Raw genomic sequence first — 15,929 nt, forward strand, 5'->3', positions numbered from 1 at the left:
CCGGGCGCCTGCTGGTCGAGCAGGACGATGCGGCAGTCGCTAAACGCATCGGCGAACATCAGCCGCTCGACCGATCCCGCCGCGTCCTGCAACGCGGCCATGACCAGCGCGGTGGTATCGAGGTCATGGTCGTAGCGGTTGGTGGAAACGTCGAGCGCGGCGATGATGCCCCCGTCGGCGCCGTGGATCGGCACGCCCATGCAGCTCACCTGGGTGTTGCTGCTGAGGAAATGCTGGTCCTTGAGGATCGCGACCGGGCGGTCCTCGACCACGCAGGTGCCGATGCCGTTGGTGCCTTCTGCCGCCTCGGACCAGCATTCGCCGGGCACCAGCCGCGCGCGATCGAACATCGCGGCATCGCCGTCGGTCATCCGGCCTTCGAGGATCAGGCTGTTGCCGTCGGTGAGCAGCAGGCAGCGCCCGGTGCGCACGATGCTGCGCGCCAGCGTGTCGAGCACGGGCCGGGCATGATGGAGCAGCCGGGCATTGGCCTCGCGTGCCTCGGCGAGACGCGCGGTGTCGAGCCGGTCGGCGGCGGGGCCATGTGCCGGGTCGAGCCCGTGGCGCAGCGCCGATCGGCACCAGGATGCCGCCAATGAGGATTGCGCCGCCGCAGCGGGGGACGCGATAGCCGACCGGATGATGGCGGCGTGCTGTTCGGCCTCTGCCATGATGGGGCAAGGCTATCACGCGCCCCCTTGCGTCACAAGCGCGCGCAAGGGGGCGCTTAAATCAGAACCGGTTGACCAGATTCTCGCAATATTCCTGCCGGCCGGAACGCGGCTCGGGCGCGCTGTTGGCGGTGACCGCGCGGTCGGCGATCGCCGCGAGCGTGGTCCCCTCGGCATGGATCATCTGGCCGAGCTCGCCCTTCCATCCGGCATAGCGCTCGGCGCGGAAGGCCTCGAGCCGTCCGTCCTCGATGATCGCGGCGGCGCGCAGCAGCGCGCGGGCTATGGTGTCCACCCCGCCGATATGGCCGTGGAAAAGATCGACCGCGTCGATCGACTGGCGGCGTACCTTGGCATCGAAGTTGAAGCCGCCATTGCCGAGGCCGCCCGCGCGCAGCACTTCGAGCATGGCCAGCGTCAGTTCCTCGACCGAATTGGGGAACTGGTCGGTATCCCAGCCATTCTGCGGGTCGCCGCGATTGGCGTCAATCGACCCCAGGATGCCGAGCGCGCGCGCCATGGCAATCTCGTGCTCGAAGGTGTGGCCCGACAGCGTGGCGTGGTTGGCTTCGATATTGACCTTGACCTCGTTCTCCAGCCCGAAGCGCTTGAGAAAGGCGTAGACGGTCTGCGTGTCGAAATCATACTGGTGCTTGGTCGGCTCGTGCGGCTTGGGTTCGATCAGGATCGTGCCGGTAAAGCCGATGCGGTGCTTGTGATCGACCACGAGGCTGAGGAAACGGCCGAAATTCTCCTGCTCGGTGCCGATCTCGGTGTTGAGGATCGAATCATAGCCTTCGCGTCCGCCCCAGAGCACATAGTTGGCGCCGCCAAGCCGGTGCGTCGCCTCGAGCGCGTCGCGCACCTGCGATGCCGCCCAGGCATAGACTTCGGGATCGGGATTGGTCGCGGCGCCCGCCATGTAGCGCGGGTGGCTGAACAGGTTGGCGGTGCCCCAGAGCAGCTTGCGGCCATGCTGCGCCTGAAGCGCCTCGAGATGATCGACGGCCTCGGCAAGGCTGCTGCGGAAATCACCGATATTCTCGGCATCGGCCATCACGTCGACATCGTGGAAGCAGTAGAAGGGCAGGTCGAGCTTCTCGACAAAAGCGAGCGCCGCCTCGCGCTTGGCGGCGGCGTTCTTCGCATCCATCGGCCCTTGCAGCCAGGGGCGGTTGAAGGTGCCCGCGCCGAACACGTCGCTGCCCGGCCAGCAGAAGGTGTGCCACATGCACACGGCAAAGCGCAGATGGTCCTCCATCCGCTTGCCCATCACCACCCTGTCCTTGTCGTACCAGCGATAGGCAAGGTCGTTGGCGCTATCGGGCCCTTCGTAACGGACGGTATCGAAGGCGGCGAAATATTCGGCGGACATGGGGATTTCCTCTCAGATCGTTCTTGTGGCGGCATAGGCGGAGCGGAAGCGCGCCAGCTTGGGCGCCAGCCGCTCGGCAAGCTCGGGATCGGGCAAGATGCTCTCGCGCACCGGCGGGCGGGTGCAAATGCTGGCAGGATCGGCCCCGGTGGCGGCGATCTGCGCCAGCCGCGCCGCGCCCAGCGCCGGGCCGACCTCGCCACCGTCGAGATAGTCGAGCCGCACGCCGAGCGCCGAGGCGATGATGCGGCCCCACCAGGTCGATCGCGCGCCGCCGCCGATCACCGACAGGCTCTCGATCCGCGTCCCTGCGGCCTGCAGTGCGGCGAGACCATCGGCATGCGCGAAGGCGACACCCTCCAGCACCGCCGCCGCCATGCGACCGGCGCTGCTGTCATGGCCAAGGCCGAGAAAGGCGCCGCGGACATGCGGGTCGTTGTGCGGGGTGCGTTCGCCCGACAGATAGGGCAGGAAGAGTTCGCTGCCCTGGCCCGCGCCTTCCGCTTCTGCTGCGGCGAGCAGATCGGGGACGTTGAGGTGCATCATCGCCGCAGCCCAGTCGAGGCAGACAGCGGCGGACAGGTGGACGCTCATCTGGTGCCACAGGCCCGGCAGGCAATGGCAGAAGGCGTGGACCGCGCCATCGGGATTGGCGCGCAGGCGATCTGTGGCCACGAAGATCACGCCCGAGGTGCCGAGCGAGAGCAGCGCATCGCCATCGCGTACCACGCCGACTCCGACCGCGCCCGCCGCATTGTCGCCCGCGCCGCCCGCCACCGGCACCGAGGCCATGCCCCATCGCGCGGCCACTTCGGGCAGCAGGGTGCCGCCAATCGCGCTGCCCTCAACCAGCCGGGGCATGTGCGACCGGTCGAGCCCGGTCGCGCCAAGCAGTTCGTCCGACCAGTCGCGCCGGGCGACATCGAGCCAAAGCGTACCCGCGCTATCGGACATGTCGCTGATCTTCTCGCCGGTCATCAGCAACCGGACATAATCCTTGGGCAGCAGCACGCTGCGCGTCGCGGCGAAGATGTCCGGCTCGTGCGCGCGGACCCAGGCGAGCTTGGGCGCGGTGAAGCCGGGCATCGCGATATTGCCCGCGATGCTGCGCAGATCGGGAACGGCGGCCTCCAGCGCGGCGCATTCGGCATGGCTGCGGCCATCGTTCCACAGGATCGCGGGACGCAACGGGCGATCGTCCGCCCCGAGCAGCGTCGCGCCGTGCATCTGGCCCGCCAGCCCGACCGCCTCGACCCGCGCGCGCAGATCGGCAGGCAGCGCGAGCACCGCCGCCTGGGTCGCGTTCCACCAGTCCGCCGGGTCCTGTTCGGACCAGAGCGGGTGCGGGCGCTGGACGGTCAGGGCGGAGCTGGCCTGGGCGATGACATGGCCGTTCGCGCCCAGCAATACTGCCTTGACCCCCGAAGTGCCGATGTCGATGCCCAGAAACATCCGCTCAGCCCCGCGCGTCTTCCAGGATCAACTCGGAGGCGCGCTGCGCCAGCGCGATCGCGGGACCGTTGGTATTGCCCGAGACGGGGGTGGGCATGATCGAGCAATCGACCACGCGCAGCCCGGCAAGCCCATGTACCCGGCAGCGCGCATCGACCACCGAGCTTGCGGCGTCGGTGCCCATCGAGCAGGTGCCGGTGCCGTGCAGACCGCATTCGGTCATCTTGCGCACCTCGGCCAGCAGCGCGTCCTCGTCCTGCACTGCTGCGCCCGGCATGCGCTCATCGCCGATGAACGGCGCGAGCGCGGGCATGCTGGCGAGCTTGCGGAACAGACGGAACAGCTCCATCGCCTTGTGCTGGTCGTAAGGGTCGGACCACATTTTCGGATCGGCCACCGGCGCGTCGCGATAGCTCGGCGAGGTGAGCGTGACCGTGCCCCGGCTCTTCGGGCGCAGGTGATAGCCCGAGAAGGTGAGGCCGGGCCGGTCGGTGAGCGGGCTGCCCGGGCGCTCGGCCATCTCGTTGATCGTGCGCATCGCGAACGGCGCGGCAGCGACCTGGAATTCGGGCCAGTCGTCGAGCCCTTCGGTCGAGATCAGCCCCGTGATCGGCATGCCTACGCGCGCGAGCGGCCCGGTGCGGGTGAGAAAATAGCGGATCGCGTTGCGATAGAGCCGCCAGCCCAGGAATTCGCGGTTATTGCCCGGATTGTTGTGCAGGTCGAACGACACGCCCATCTTCTGATGGTCGGCGAAATTCTGGCCCACCGCCGCCAGTTCGTGCGCGACCGGAATGCCCAGCCGCTGCAGTTCCGCGCCGGGGCCGATCCCTGACAGCTGGAGCAACTGCGGCGAGCCATAGACACCCGCGCTGACGATGACCTCGCCCGCCTGGTGCATCTCTTCCACGCCCTCGCGCTCGGTCACGACGCCGGTGACCCGGCCCTCGGCGACGGTCAACCGGGTGACCGCAACGGGGTGGATCACGGTGAGGTTGGGGCGGTGGCGGATCGGTTCGACAAAGGCTTCATAGGTCGACTGGCGCTGGCCCGCGCGATCGACGGTATATTGCGAGCGACCCGCGCCGGTGATGCCGGGCGTGGTGATATCATCCACCCAGGGCATGCCGCCTTGCGCAAAGGCCCCGGCCAGCGCATCGAACACCGGACCCTTGTAGTCGGACGGCGTAATCTGCTGTTCGCCATCATGGCCGCGACCGGGATGCGCGCCGGGAGCGCGATAATTCTCGACCGTGCGGATGCAGCGCGCCATCTCGTCCCAGCCCCAGCCGGTCAGGCCCATCGCCGCCCAGCCGTCGTAATCGCCGGGCATGCCAGGCAGATACCAGGTGCCGTTGATCGCCGAGGAGCCGCCCAGGCCGCGGCCATAGGCGTGCATTTCCTGCCGCCGGCCGGGCTGCTGCGCGACCGGATAGGCGCGGAAATAGGCGGGATTGCCCATGATCTTGACGAAGCCGCCGGCCATCAGGATGAACGGATGGTCGTTGCGCCCGCCATCCTCGATCAGCAGGACCTGATGACGCGGATCGGCACTCAGCCGGTTGGCGAGCACGCAGCCGGACGAGCCTGCGCCCACGATGATATAGTCGAACCGGGCCAAGCCCCTCTCCCCTGGCTGCGCTGCTGAACGCGAGCGCCAAATCTAGAACTGTTGTTCTGATTTTTTCAACACCAGCCTTGACCCGCTGTCAAGCCACAATTAGAAACACCATTCTAATTAAGCGAGGAGAGAGCGATGCTTCCGGTTGAACGTATCATCGGAGAAGAGGGGCTGAGTGCGACGCCCGAAGGGCTGCGCCTGGCCATGCGCCTGCCCTGGTACAGGTCGCTGCCGTTTTCCATTGTCGAGATCGATTCGGTCCGCATCGATGGTGCACCGGTCGACCTGTCCGATGCCAAGGTCGAATTCGACGGCGCGGTCTGGCCGCTCAAGGAGCTGGGCGAACAGACCAACGCCTTCTGGTTCGTGCGCGACAGCGCCTTTCTCCACATTCCCGGCCAGAGCGCAGAGCCCGGCAGCGAGCATGAGGTGGCGCTGAGCATGTTCATCAGCCCGCCCTATATTCCCGGAATGAAGCGCGCCAACACCCAGACGCAGACGCTGCGCGTCGCCTGAAGGACATCATCATGACCACCACTGCCACCAGCACCGGCCCGCAGACCGGCGTCACGCTCTATTCGTTCACCAATGCCTGGCTCAACCGCAAGTTCGAGCTCGACGGCCTGCTCAAGGAAGTCGCCCGGCGCGGCATGGGGCCGAACATCGAGATCATCGGCTTCCAGAATTTCCGCGAATTCCCCGATGTGTCGGACGAATTTGCCGAACAGTTCAAGGTGATGATGGCCGAAGCCGGACTCAACGCCACCTCGTGCGCGATCAACTCGGACCGTTTCCTGCGTCCGGGCGCGCAGCCGATCGACGATGCGACCCTGGTCGAATATCACAAGCGCCAGCTGCGCTCGGCCAAGAAGATGGGCTTCAGCCTGGTGCGCTATCAGTTTGCGCTGCCGGTCGAGCTGCTGCCCGAGATCGCGCCCTATGCCGAAGAGCTCGACATCCGCATGGGTGTCGAAGTCCACGCGCCGATGTGGGCCGGGCACCCTGCGGTGCAGGCTTATGGCGAGATGTACGACAAGCTCAACACCCCCTATCTCGGCTGGATCCCCGATTTCGGCGGGACGGCAAGCCGCATCCCCGAATCGATGCTCAACGCCGCGCGCGCAAAGGGCGCGAAGGAAAGCCTGCTCGACAAGCTCAAGGAGGTCTGGGTCGAACCGGGCATGAGCCACGAAAAGGCTGGCCGCCTGCGCGAATGGGCGCTCAAGGAAGGGCATGAGCCCGATCATATCCAGGCCGCGAGCCTCGCCTTCTTCATCCTGTCGAACCACGATCCCAAGAGCTGGGCGGCTTTGGTCGACCGCACCATCCATATCCATGGCAAGTTCTACGGCATGGGCGATGACGGCCGCGAGGAAGCGATCGACTATGAGACCATCCTGCCGCTGTTCCGCGACGGCGGCTTCACCGGCACGCTGGTGAGCGAGTGGGAAGGCCATGCCTATCTGCCCGATGACGGCTTCGAACAGGTCGAGAAGCATCAGGCGATGTGCCGCCGGATCTTCGCCGGACACTGATCGCGACGTCATCAGCAAAAGGGGGCGCGGGCCATGCGGTCCGCGCCCCCTTTTCGTGCCAGGCTGCCGTGCCGGGCGGATCAGAACATCGGATGCGGGTTGACGGATTGCGCCGGCATGGGTTGCAGCACATCCCAGTGCTCGACGATCTTGCCGTCCTTCAGCCGGTAGATATCGGCCACCGCCGCGCCCGGTGTTGCCGGATCGCCGCGGCCGAACAGATGGATCGCGGCCAGATCGCCATCGACCAGAATGCGCTTCACCTCGAAGCGCGCCTCGGGCCGGGAGAACATCGGCGTCAGCGCGGCAATGGCAGCGTCACGACCATCGGCGATGCCCGGATTGTGCTGGATGTAATCCGGCGCGACATGCTTCTCGAACGCCTTTCGGACATCGCGCTCTTCGTAGAACAGCCTGGCAAAATCCTCGACGATCGCCCGGTTCGCCTCGGTCGGGCCGGCGGAAGGCGGCGCGGATGTGCACGCGGACGTCAGCACGGCGGCAAGCGCCAGCATAAGGGTCTTGTCGCGCATCAGGCCGCGCCTTCCGCCGGTGCCGTGCGCAACGCGTCGACCTTGTCGCGATTGATCCGGAACGTGCTGACCAGCCAGGCCATCGCCCCGCCCGCCAGCGTCACCAGCGCCAGCACGAACCAGGCGAGCGCATCGACCTTGTCCTGCGGCATAGCCTCGACGGGCAAGCCGACCGGAAAGTCGATCACGCCCAGGAACGATCCGGCGAGCAGTGCGACGGCACCGCTACCCAGTTGCAGGCCGATGAACATGAAGCTTGCGACCAGCCCCTGGGCGGGGCGTCCGGTGTCATAGGCGTGCTCGTCGCCGATCTCGTAGGTGATGACGTTGAACGGCACCACGTACAGACCATAGGCTACGCCGCCCGCGAAGCGCAGCCCCGCGATCAGCGCGCCGATTGCGGCGGTTCCGGCAGCCGGGGCGAACCCGCCCAAGGGCAGCAGGACCGCGAGCGCCTGCACCGCGAAGAATCCGCACAGCCCGATTACCATCGCCTGGCGGGTCGAGAACATCTTGAGGAACAGCGGCGCGAGCACCATCGCCAGCAGCGATCCGAAGGTGGCCGCCATCAGCAGGCGCGGGGTCCAGCTCGGGTCGAGCTGCCAGAAATAGGTGGCGAGGTGCAGCGAGAGCTGGTTGATCACCGAGTTCACGAACAGCACCAGAAACGCGACGAGCAGCAGCTTGCCGATATTGGGCGTGATCCGTACCGCACGAACCAGCCGTACGAGCACCGCGATCGGGCCGGAGCCCGCGTCGCTGTCGGGCGTGAAGCTCTGTTGCGCCTCGATCTGGCGCGCGCGGCGATAGGTGCCCAGCGCGCCGAGCAGCATCAGCGTGCCGCCCAGGATCGCCACGAACATGCCGAAACCGGGATAGGGCGCAGGGTTGAGCTGTGCCTTGGGAAAGGCGGGCGAGGCGACGAAGAACACCTCGAACGCCACGGCCGGCACGGTCAGGATCACGATCTGGTTGCCGACATTGCGCAGCACCGCCACCAGCCGCCGCTCGACCGTGTCGCTGGTCAGTTCGCCGCCCAGCGCATAGGCAGGCACCGTCCAGAACGAGATGCCGCAGCGCGCGAGCAGGCCCCAGCCGAGCAGCCAGGCGAGAATCTGCATCTGCGCCATGCCCGCAGGCGGCGCGAACACCATCGCGATGCCGATGCTGAACGGGAGAATGGCGGCGAACATCAGGCTGTGCCGGCGACCCAGCCGGGTGCCGGTCAGCCGGTCGGAAAACGCCCCGATCCACGGATCGACCAGCGTGTCGAAGACGATGATCACCGCGATCGCGATGCCGATCAGCCAACCCGACAGGCCCACCACCTGCGCATAGAAGAACAGGACGAACGCGTCCCAGGCAAAGGATTTCACCAGCTCCGGCATGGCGCAGACCATCCAGGCCAGACGCTGAGGCCAGGACAGGCGCTGCGCGATCGGGGGGGCGGATGCCATGGCCTCATCTCCTGATTCCGACGCAGATCTCCTGCTGCGTCATTATTAGAATCAGAACTCTAATTAAGCGTTGGCGATTGTCAATCCGCGCGCAGATAGGCGATGCACATGCGCGCCAGTTCGCGCTTCATCTGGTTCCAGTCATAGGCATGCGCGGCTTCCCCGCTCGACCCCAGGCTGAGCTGGCGCGCAAGCGTGGCGAAGATGACATGATAGCCCGACTGCGCCTTGATCTCGTGATCGGCAGGGTCGTCACCGCCAAACTCGTCGGCATGCGCCAGCATCGCCCGGGTCGCATCCTCCTCGGCCCGGAACGCATATTGCTTGCCCGGCGCGGCGACCAGCGGATCGTGCTCGGCGCGGATCATGGTCAGGCGCAACAGCGGCGCGTGCTTGCGCAGCACCTCGGCATAGCCTTCGACATATTCGAAGACGAAGCTCGCCAGATCCTCGCACTCGGCGCTGAGCCGCTGAACCAGCGCCGCTTCTTCGGCCGACTGCTCCTCGAGCGCCTCGGCGATGACGCCGCGCACCAGATTGTCCTTGCTTTCGAACCGCAGATAGATCGAGCCTATCGAAACCTGACCGCGCTCACTGACCTCCTGCAGCGTGAATTCCTCGCTGCCGCGCTCGAGCATCAGTTCGCGCGCGGCTTCCAGCATCCGCTTCAGCGATGCCAGCGAACGGCCCTGTTGCGGTTTGCGGCTGACATCGGCCACCGCAAAGCCCTTGGCCGAGTCCTTCTTCTTCTTCACGCTGCTGGGCATGGAAGGTCCCTTTGCGTGGCTAGCAAGGATGGCTGGGGCAGGTTTGGCATCAATTTATCCGTCATCGCACCTCTACGTAGTCACCGACATGCGGCCTGCACGAAGTTTCTGCAACCGCGAAATGCGTGTCAAGAACCGCCTCTCAGCATGCCGTTGACGTCAAGCCAGCGGTGAAAGCCGTAAATCCAGTCGCTGCTGCTGGTCCCGGCGCGGCCAAGCCCGAAACCGTGCCCGCCAGTCTGCAGAAAATGAAATTCCACCGGCGCGCCGGCCTTGCGCCAACCTTCGATCAGCGCAAAGCCATCGCGGGCGAAGAGCGGATCATCGGCGGCAATCAGTGCGAACATCGGGGGGGCCTTGGCGGGCATCGGCACTGCCGCCTGCCGCCCATAGATCGGCGCGACAAAGGCAGGCCGCGCATCAGGCGCATCGGCCGACATGACCGAGAGCGTCAGGAAGGCGCCTGCCGAAAAGCCCATCATGCCGGTGCGCTTGGGGTCAACACGGTATTCGCTGGCATGCATCAGCACATGGCGCAGCGCCGCCTGGCCGTCGGCCAGCGCCTCGGGCGGCGTATCGGCTGGCGGGCGAAAGCTTGCTGGGCCCTGGCCGGTCCGCACTGCCACCAGCTCGCGGCGGAAGGTCGCTGGATCGGCGGGGGTCGGAAGCACGCGATATTTCAGCACGAATGCCGCAATGCCATGATCGGCCAGCCAGCGCGCGACGCGAAAGCCCTCATCCTCGATCGCCAGACCCAGAAAGCCGCCTCCCGGCGCGACGATCACGGCAGCGCCGGTCGCGGATTTCGGATTGGGCAGGAACGGGGTGAGCGTTGCCTGGCGGGTATTGCGCACCTGGAGCGCGCCGTCCTGGCGGAACCATTCCTCCTGCGGCTGTCCGGGACCGGTGCCCAGCACGATTTCGCCGGGATAATCTGCGCGCGCCGCCTCGCTGAACCGGAAGCCGGGCTCGTACTGCGCCTGCGCGGGCAGCGCCAACGTCAACGCCGTTGCCGCGAGCAGCCCGCGCATCACGCCCGGGCCACCTGCGGACGCGTGGCGACGCTCGTGACGAGCGCCAGCACCGCCCCGCCCAGCGCGACACAGCCGGCGATCAGGAACGCGCCCTGCATCGATCCGACGTTCGCGTCGATCAGGTGGACGAGTCTTGGCGATTGCGACTGGCCGAGGAAGAAGGCGGCGGTCCAGATGCCCATGCCGGTTCCGCGATGGTGATAGTCGAACTTGGTCTGCGTCCAGTTGATCAGCGAAGGCACCGCCATGCCCGCCGCGGTCTGCTGCACGATCAGCGCGCCGGCCATGATCGCAGGCGTCTGCGCCAGCCCCATTCCGGCCAGGCCCAGCCCCATCAGCGACAGGAAGGTGCCAAGCTGCGCCGCATGGCTCTGGTTCGACAGCAATTTGAACAGGCCTGCGCCCGCCAGGATGAAGAATTGCGGGATGAAGATGATCGCGGCGTAATTCTGCGGCTCGGTCACGCCCACTTCGCGGAACACCAGCGCACCGTTGATGATGAACACGTAATAGAGCATCGAGCAGAACAACGTCACCACGGCCACCTGGACCAGGCTGACCAGCGGGAAGGGGGTTTTGGGCCCGTCGGGCGCAGCGGCGATGGCGACGCCCTTGTCCGCCGCCTTTTTCGGCTCGAACAGCCAGACGAACATCGCGGCCCAGATCGGGAAGGCGACGAGATAGACCAGGAACACCGCATTCCACTGCACGGTCGTGGCAAAACCGACGATCAGCGCGACGAACCCGGCGAGGAAGGGGCCGAGCAGCCCCTGGAGGAATAGCCAGTTCTTGCGACCCTGGTCGTCCCAGTAATCGCCGATCAGCGTGTTCACGACGGTGAGGATGCCGGCTTCCGATACGCCGAGCAGCAGCCGCGAGTAATAGATGTGATCGAGGTCATTGAGGAACAGCGGCGCCGCGCCGAACACGCCGTAGAGCGCGGTGCACAGCAGCAGCAGCGAGCGGCGGCCGTAGCGGTCGACCAGCAGCCCGGCGAACGGCGCGATCAGCGCCATCGCCAGCCCCGGCGCGCCGATCATCGCGGGCACCTTGGCGCGCGCTTCGGGGTCGTTGGCGAAATGCTGGATCATCGCGGGCACCGCAGGGCCCATGGCGACGATGGCGATGATCGGCAGGAATGCCGCGAGGACCACGATGACGCCCTGCGGCTTGAGGGTCAGACCCCGATAGAAATTGGCCAAGGCCTGCACTGTACTCTCCCGCCGCCGATCCGGCTGATTATTAGAATGTGTATTCGAGTTTATGGCGTGCTTCCGCTGCGGTCAAGCCTCAGCTTCGCTCGCGGCGTCGTCCCGCACAAGCTGCCTTGACGACTGCGTTCCGAGCAAACTAGAATAATAATTCGAAAATAGAAAACAGGAGCGGATCGACGATGCGGCGTTTGCGAATGGGATTGATCGGTGGCGGCCCAGGCTCGTTCATCGGGCCGATCCACCGGATTGCGGCGGAAATGGACCGCGAGATCGAGCTGGTCGCGGGCTGTTTCTCCAGTGACCCCGGCCGCAGCCGCGAGGCGGGCGACAGCTATCGCATCGATCCGGAGCGCGCCTATCCCTCGCTCGACGCCATGTTCGCGGGCGAAAGGGTGCGCGAGGACGGGATCGATTTCGTCAGCATCGTCAGCCCGAATCACCACCATCTGCCCGCTGCGCGCGCGGCGCTCGCCGCCGGCTTCCCCGTCATCAGCGACAAGCCCGCGACCTCGACCCTGGCCGAGGCGCAGGAGCTGGCCGCTCTGGTCGGAACTGCCGGGCTGCCTTATGCGCTCACTCATACCTATACCGGCTATCCGCTGGTGCGCGAGGCACGGGCCAGGATCGCCGCAGGCGCGCTGGGCACGATCCGCAAGCTGGTGGTCGAATATCCGCAAGGCTGGCTCGCGGGCGAGGCGGTGGGCAAGCAGGCCGAATGGCGCACCGATCCCGCACGCTCGGGCCCCGGCGGGTGCATCGGCGATATCGGCACGCACGCCTTCCAGCTGGCCGAGTTCGTCACCGGGCTGAAGGTGGTCGAACTGCTCGCTGACCTCGCGGCCGTGGTGCCGGGCCGTCCGGTCGATGACGACTGCACCGTCCTGCTGCGCTACGACAACGGCGCGCGCGGCGTGCTGCTTGCCAGCCAGATCGAGGTGGGCGAGATGAACGGGCTGCGCATCCGCGTCTATGGCGACAAGGGCGGCCTCGTCTGGCGGCAGGAAGTGCCCAACACGCTGACGCTGCACAGCCTCGATGGCCGCACCGAGATCGTGCATGCCGGCGGACCGCAGCTCGGCCCCGATGCTGCCAGCCGCACCCGCACGCCGACCGGCCATCCCGAAGGCTATCTGGAGGCCTTTGCCAATATCTATCGCGATTTCGCTGCTCTGCTGCGCGGCGAGAGTGCCCCGCTGCTCCCGGGCATCGAGGATGCGCTGCGCGGCATGAGTTTTGTCGACACCGCCGTCCGCGCCAGCAGGGACGTTTCCGGCTGGGTGCCGCTCACCGTTTGAAAGGACATTTGCCATGAAGACCATCAAGGGCCCGGCGATCTTCCTCGCCCAGTTTGCGGGCGACGCCGCGCCGTTCAACAGCCTCGAGAGCATCGCCGACTGGGTGGCGGGGCTGGGCTACAAGGGCATCCAGATCCCCAGCTGGGACGAGCGGCTGTTCGACCTGACGCTCGCCGCCGAGAGCCAGACCTATTGCGACGAGATCAAGGGCATGCTCGCCGACAAGGGGCTCGAGATCACCGAGCTGTCGACGCATCTGCAGGGCCAGCTGGTCGCGGTGCACCCGGCCTTCGACGCGCAGTTCGACGGCTTTGCCCCGGCATCGGTCCACGGCAACCCCAAGGCGCGGCAGGAATGGGCGGTGCAACAGGTGAAGAATGCCGCGATCGCCAGCCGCAAGCTGGGGCTGAACGCGCACGCGACCTTTTCCGGCGCGCTAGCCTGGCCCTATTTCTACCCCTGGCCCGCGCGGCCGGCCGGGCTGGTCGAGGATGCGTTCGACGAGCTTGCCCGCCGCTGGAAGCCGATTCTCGACGTGTTCGACGAGAACGGCGTCGATGCGGCCTATGAAATCCATCCGGGCGAGGACCTGCACGATGGCGTGACCTTCGAGATGTTCCTCGAGCGCGTCGGCAACCATCCGCGCGCCAACATCCTCTACGATCCCAGCCATTTCGTGCTGCAGCAGCTCGATTATCTGGCCTATCTCGACATCTATCACGAGCGCATCAAATGCTTCCACGTCAAGGATGCGGAGTTCCGCCCCAATGGCCGCAGCGGCGTATATGGCGGCTATCAGTCCTGGGTGGATCGGCCCGGACGCTTCCGTAGCCTGGGCGACGGCCAGGTCGATTTCCCTGCGATCTTCAGCAAGATGGCGGCGAATGACTTTGCCGGCTGGGCGGTGCTCGAATGGGAATGCGCGCTCAAGCATCCCGAACAGGGCGCAGCCGAGGGCGCACCGTTTATCGCGAAACACATCATCCGCGTCACCGAACACGCGTTCGACGATTTCGCGGCAGGCGGCGCCGACCGCGAGCTCAACAAGCGGCTGATGGGGATCGACTGAGCCCGGCGCACTCAGGACAAAAAAGCCCTCCGGAATCGCGCGATTCCGGAGGGCTTTTCGTATCGTCAGCAGGCGATCAGGCTGCGAGCGCCAGGTCCTTGCTTGCCGTCATCGTCGGGACGAAGGGCAGGTACGAGATGCGCTTGCGCACTGCGACGGTCACCTTGTGGTCGCCGGGGGCAAGCTCGGCGCCCAGCACACTGATCAGCGCCTTCTCGCCGAAATTCCAGCGATTGTCGTAGCAGGTTTCCATCTCGTCGAGCGTGTAGGTCGTGTCGCGCACGGTGAAGCGCACGGCCTCGCGCGGATAGGTGGTGCCGTCGACGGTGACGGCAATGTCCTCCACCATCGAGAGGCCGAGACCCCGGTAATAGGGCAGGCGGGCTTCGAGCGCGAAGCCACCTTCGACAGCCTTCAGGCTGCCCGCGACGATCATCTTGTGGTCCATCATGGCTTGTATCTCCTCAGGCGGCCAGCGGGGTCTTCAGCGCGGGGGTTTCGGTCTCGCCCAGCAGGCGGGCCAGCATCACCTGCTGGCGGCGGACCTGTTCGACCGAATTGGGCTCTTCCACGTCCTCGATCCAGCGATTGCCCTCGTATTCGGAGCAGATATAGCCCTTGTAGCCGCCCTGCTTGAGCACCTTGACGATCTCGTCATAGGGGATCGAGGGTTCGACATAATCCTCGGTCATCTCGTAGAACTTGCCGTGGATGTTGTGGATGCGGTGCATGTAATCGAGCATCCGCTTGGGTTCGAACGCGGCATTGTGGCGCAGCGTTTCGGCCATCGCGATGGCAGGGCCGGTGCCGCCCATCTCGCGCACGTCGAGAATGACATATTCGGACAGCACGCGGTCCTCATAGGCCTTTTCGATATAGTCGGCGATGTTCTTGGGCACGCCCAGCCGCATGAACTTTTCCTTCCACACGTTCGGGAACTTGAACACGAACATGCCCATGTCGGGAAGGAAGCCCAGCGCATCCGAGCCCGACTTTTCGAAGGCCTCGGCGTGGCGGATGATCCAGGGATGGTCGAAATGCAGCGGCGCGTGCACCTCGATCAGGATCTTGATGCCCTTTTCCTCGGCATAGGGCGCGGCGGCGACCAGCACCTCGGGCGTGATCGAGACCAAAGCGCGGATGAACTTGACGCCGAGCATGGCGCCGAAATCGATGTCCTTCTTCACGCTCGCCACCTGCTCGTCGAACGGCATCGGGCGGCCCTTGTAGCGCTTGTAATCGAGCATGAAATCGTGGCTGACGCCGACGCCGCCATAGCGCTGCATGCTTTCATGCCAGGCGGCGATATCGGCCTCGTTCACGCCGCATTCGGGCCAGCCCCAGAAGGACTGCTCGCCGATCACCTCGATGCCGTTGGCGCCCAGCTCGCACGAGATGCGGATGACGTCGTCGCGCGTGAGCGTGCCGTCAAAGGTCTCGTTCTGGTAGGAATAGAGGCTCACGCCCCTTTTGATGTCATAGGTCATTTTCAGTCCTCTCCACTGGGATCGCACGGGTCGAATCGGAAGAGGCCAGGGCCGCGCTGCGGCGGCTTGCCAGAACCCTCTCCCTCGGGTCGAAACCCTAATTAGAATGCATATTCGTATAAATTCCGGACGAGGTCAACCCCCAAGATGTGGCGGTTTTCCGGGCAAAATGGCGCATTGACAGAATTAGAATTATGATATTTATTTGGGCGAAACAGACGATAACCGGGAGAGTCGAGTGCCTGTGCGGAGCCTGCTGACTGTGCTTGCGATCCCGATCGCAACGCTGCTCGCGGCGTTCTTCGCCTTTGTCGGATATCACAAGGCTTTCGCGCCTCTCGCCGAGCTGGCGCAGCACCGGGTGTGGACGCTGGCGCTGCCCGAATGGGCGGGGCGGCTGGTGGGGTGGAGCGAGCTGC

General features: G+C 65.8%; 15 protein-coding genes and 1 pseudogene. 5 read left to right on the forward strand and 11 right to left on the reverse strand.

Annotated elements, in window-relative coordinates:
- The 4 genes from DM995_RS17545 to DM995_RS17560 form a co-directional block, all read right to left on the reverse strand.
- A partial coding sequence (locus DM995_RS17545) for a sigma-54-dependent transcriptional regulator family protein (RefSeq protein WP_116970540.1) occupies positions 1 to 671 on the reverse strand: 671 nt, incomplete at its 3' end.
- A 61-nt stretch (positions 672 to 732) separates the two neighbouring features.
- Entirely contained in the window at positions 733 to 2,046 is a 1,314-nt protein-coding gene (gene xylA / locus DM995_RS17550; protein WP_116970541.1) for a xylose isomerase, read from the reverse strand.
- A gap of 12 nt (positions 2,047 to 2,058) precedes the next feature.
- Positions 2,059 to 3,498, reverse strand: a complete 1,440-nt coding sequence (xylB, locus tag DM995_RS17555; RefSeq protein WP_116970542.1) for a xylulokinase — start codon at positions 3,496 to 3,498, stop codon at positions 2,059 to 2,061.
- A gap of 4 nt (positions 3,499 to 3,502) precedes the next feature.
- A complete protein-coding gene (locus tag DM995_RS17560; RefSeq protein WP_116970543.1) occupies positions 3,503 to 5,119 on the reverse strand; it encodes a GMC family oxidoreductase in 1,617 nt (538 codons plus the stop codon).
- Positions 5,120 to 5,254: 135 nt separating this feature from the next.
- Between DM995_RS17560 and DM995_RS17565 the strand changes: the two genes are divergently transcribed.
- Together DM995_RS17565 and DM995_RS17570 are read left to right on the forward strand one after the other, a co-directional pair.
- Positions 5,255 to 5,635, forward strand: a complete 381-nt coding sequence (locus DM995_RS17565; RefSeq protein ID WP_116970544.1) for a C-glycoside deglycosidase beta subunit domain-containing protein — start codon at positions 5,255 to 5,257, stop codon at positions 5,633 to 5,635.
- 11 nt (positions 5,636 to 5,646) lie between these two features.
- Positions 5,647 to 6,654, forward strand: a complete 1,008-nt coding sequence (locus tag DM995_RS17570; protein ID WP_116970545.1) for a sugar phosphate isomerase/epimerase family protein — start codon at positions 5,647 to 5,649, stop codon at positions 6,652 to 6,654.
- An 80-nt stretch (positions 6,655 to 6,734) separates the two neighbouring features.
- Here the strand turns inward: DM995_RS17570 and DM995_RS17575 are convergent, their stop codons facing one another.
- The 5 genes from DM995_RS17575 to DM995_RS17595 form a co-directional block, all read right to left on the reverse strand.
- On the reverse strand, positions 6,735 to 7,187 hold the full coding sequence (locus DM995_RS17575) for a nuclear transport factor 2 family protein (protein ID WP_116970546.1): 453 nt from the start codon (positions 7,185 to 7,187) through the stop codon (positions 6,735 to 6,737).
- Complete coding sequence (locus DM995_RS17580; protein ID WP_232824520.1) at positions 7,187 to 8,644, reverse strand: MFS transporter; 1,458 nt, start codon at positions 8,642 to 8,644, stop codon at positions 7,187 to 7,189. Before DM995_RS17580 ends, DM995_RS17575 begins: the two co-directional genes overlap by 1 nt.
- A gap of 80 nt (positions 8,645 to 8,724) precedes the next feature.
- Positions 8,725 to 9,411, reverse strand: coding sequence for a TetR/AcrR family transcriptional regulator (locus DM995_RS17585; RefSeq protein WP_116970547.1), 687 nt, complete (start codon positions 9,409 to 9,411; stop codon positions 8,725 to 8,727).
- 128 nt (positions 9,412 to 9,539) lie between these two features.
- Positions 9,540 to 10,442: an alpha/beta hydrolase gene (locus tag DM995_RS17590; RefSeq protein WP_116970548.1), complete on the reverse strand. Its 903-nt coding sequence runs from the start codon at positions 10,440 to 10,442 to the stop codon at positions 9,540 to 9,542.
- Positions 10,442 to 11,656 (reverse strand): MFS transporter, encoded by a 1,215-nt coding sequence (locus DM995_RS17595; RefSeq protein WP_116970549.1) that lies wholly within the window; start codon positions 11,654 to 11,656, stop codon positions 10,442 to 10,444. Before DM995_RS17595 ends, DM995_RS17590 begins: the two co-directional genes overlap by 1 nt.
- A 182-nt stretch (positions 11,657 to 11,838) precedes the next feature.
- Here DM995_RS17595 and DM995_RS17600 point away from each other — a divergent pair, with 182 nt between their 5' ends.
- Both DM995_RS17600 and DM995_RS17605 read left to right on the forward strand, forming a co-directional pair.
- A complete protein-coding gene (locus DM995_RS17600) occupies positions 11,839 to 12,954 on the forward strand; it encodes a Gfo/Idh/MocA family protein (protein ID WP_232824521.1) in 1,116 nt (371 codons plus the stop codon).
- Between the two features lie 13 nt (positions 12,955 to 12,967).
- The gene (locus DM995_RS17605) at positions 12,968 to 14,023 is read left to right on the forward strand and encodes a sugar phosphate isomerase/epimerase family protein (RefSeq protein ID WP_023837022.1); all 1,056 of its coding nucleotides are present in this window, start codon (positions 12,968 to 12,970) and stop codon (positions 14,021 to 14,023) included.
- A 76-nt stretch (positions 14,024 to 14,099) separates the two neighbouring features.
- Here the strand turns inward: DM995_RS17605 and DM995_RS17610 are convergent, their stop codons facing one another.
- Together DM995_RS17610 and DM995_RS17615 are read right to left on the reverse strand one after the other, a co-directional pair.
- Complete coding sequence (locus tag DM995_RS17610; protein WP_066281885.1) at positions 14,100 to 14,474, reverse strand: C-glycoside deglycosidase beta subunit domain-containing protein; 375 nt, start codon at positions 14,472 to 14,474, stop codon at positions 14,100 to 14,102.
- Between the two features lie 13 nt (positions 14,475 to 14,487).
- On the reverse strand, positions 14,488 to 15,510 hold the full coding sequence (locus DM995_RS17615; protein ID WP_023837024.1) for a sugar phosphate isomerase/epimerase family protein: 1,023 nt from the start codon (positions 15,508 to 15,510) through the stop codon (positions 14,488 to 14,490).
- Between the two features lie 238 nt (positions 15,511 to 15,748).
- On the opposite strand from DM995_RS17615, the pseudogene DM995_RS17620 reads away from it, so the two are divergent.
- A pseudogene (locus tag DM995_RS17620) lies at positions 15,749 to 15,929 on the forward strand (DoxX family protein); the annotation flags it as partial.

It is taken from the genome of Blastomonas sp. UPD001 (assembly GCF_003426715.1).
Taxonomy (GTDB): domain Bacteria; phylum Pseudomonadota; class Alphaproteobacteria; order Sphingomonadales; family Sphingomonadaceae; genus Blastomonas.

Bases quoted from the DNA above. Each gene is read 5' to 3' on its own strand.
- xylA (WP_116970541.1), bottom strand. From the start codon at position 2,046: ATGTCCGCCGAATATTTCGCCGCCTTCGATACCGTCCGTTACGAAGGG.
- xylB (WP_116970542.1), bottom strand. From the start codon at position 3,498: ATGTTTCTGGGCATCGACATCGGCACTTCGGGGGTCAAGGCAGTATTG.
- DM995_RS17565 (WP_116970544.1), top strand. From the start codon at position 5,255: ATGCTTCCGGTTGAACGTATCATCGGAGAAGAGGGGCTGAGTGCGACG.
- DM995_RS17570 (WP_116970545.1), top strand. From the start codon at position 5,647: ATGACCACCACTGCCACCAGCACCGGCCCGCAGACCGGCGTCACGCTC.
- DM995_RS17575 (WP_116970546.1), bottom strand. From the start codon at position 7,187: ATGCGCGACAAGACCCTTATGCTGGCGCTTGCCGCCGTGCTGACGTCC.
- DM995_RS17580 (WP_232824520.1), bottom strand. From the start codon at position 8,644: ATGGCATCCGCCCCCCCGATCGCGCAGCGCCTGTCCTGGCCTCAGCGT.
- DM995_RS17585 (WP_116970547.1), bottom strand. From the start codon at position 9,411: ATGCCCAGCAGCGTGAAGAAGAAGAAGGACTCGGCCAAGGGCTTTGCG.
- DM995_RS17590 (WP_116970548.1), bottom strand. From the start codon at position 10,442: ATGCGCGGGCTGCTCGCGGCAACGGCGTTGACGTTGGCGCTGCCCGCG.
- DM995_RS17600 (WP_232824521.1), top strand. From the start codon at position 11,839: ATGCGGCGTTTGCGAATGGGATTGATCGGTGGCGGCCCAGGCTCGTTC.
- DM995_RS17605 (WP_023837022.1), top strand. From the start codon at position 12,968: ATGAAGACCATCAAGGGCCCGGCGATCTTCCTCGCCCAGTTTGCGGGC.
- DM995_RS17610 (WP_066281885.1), bottom strand. From the start codon at position 14,474: ATGATGGACCACAAGATGATCGTCGCGGGCAGCCTGAAGGCTGTCGAA.
- DM995_RS17615 (WP_023837024.1), bottom strand. From the start codon at position 15,510: ATGACCTATGACATCAAAAGGGGCGTGAGCCTCTATTCCTACCAGAAC.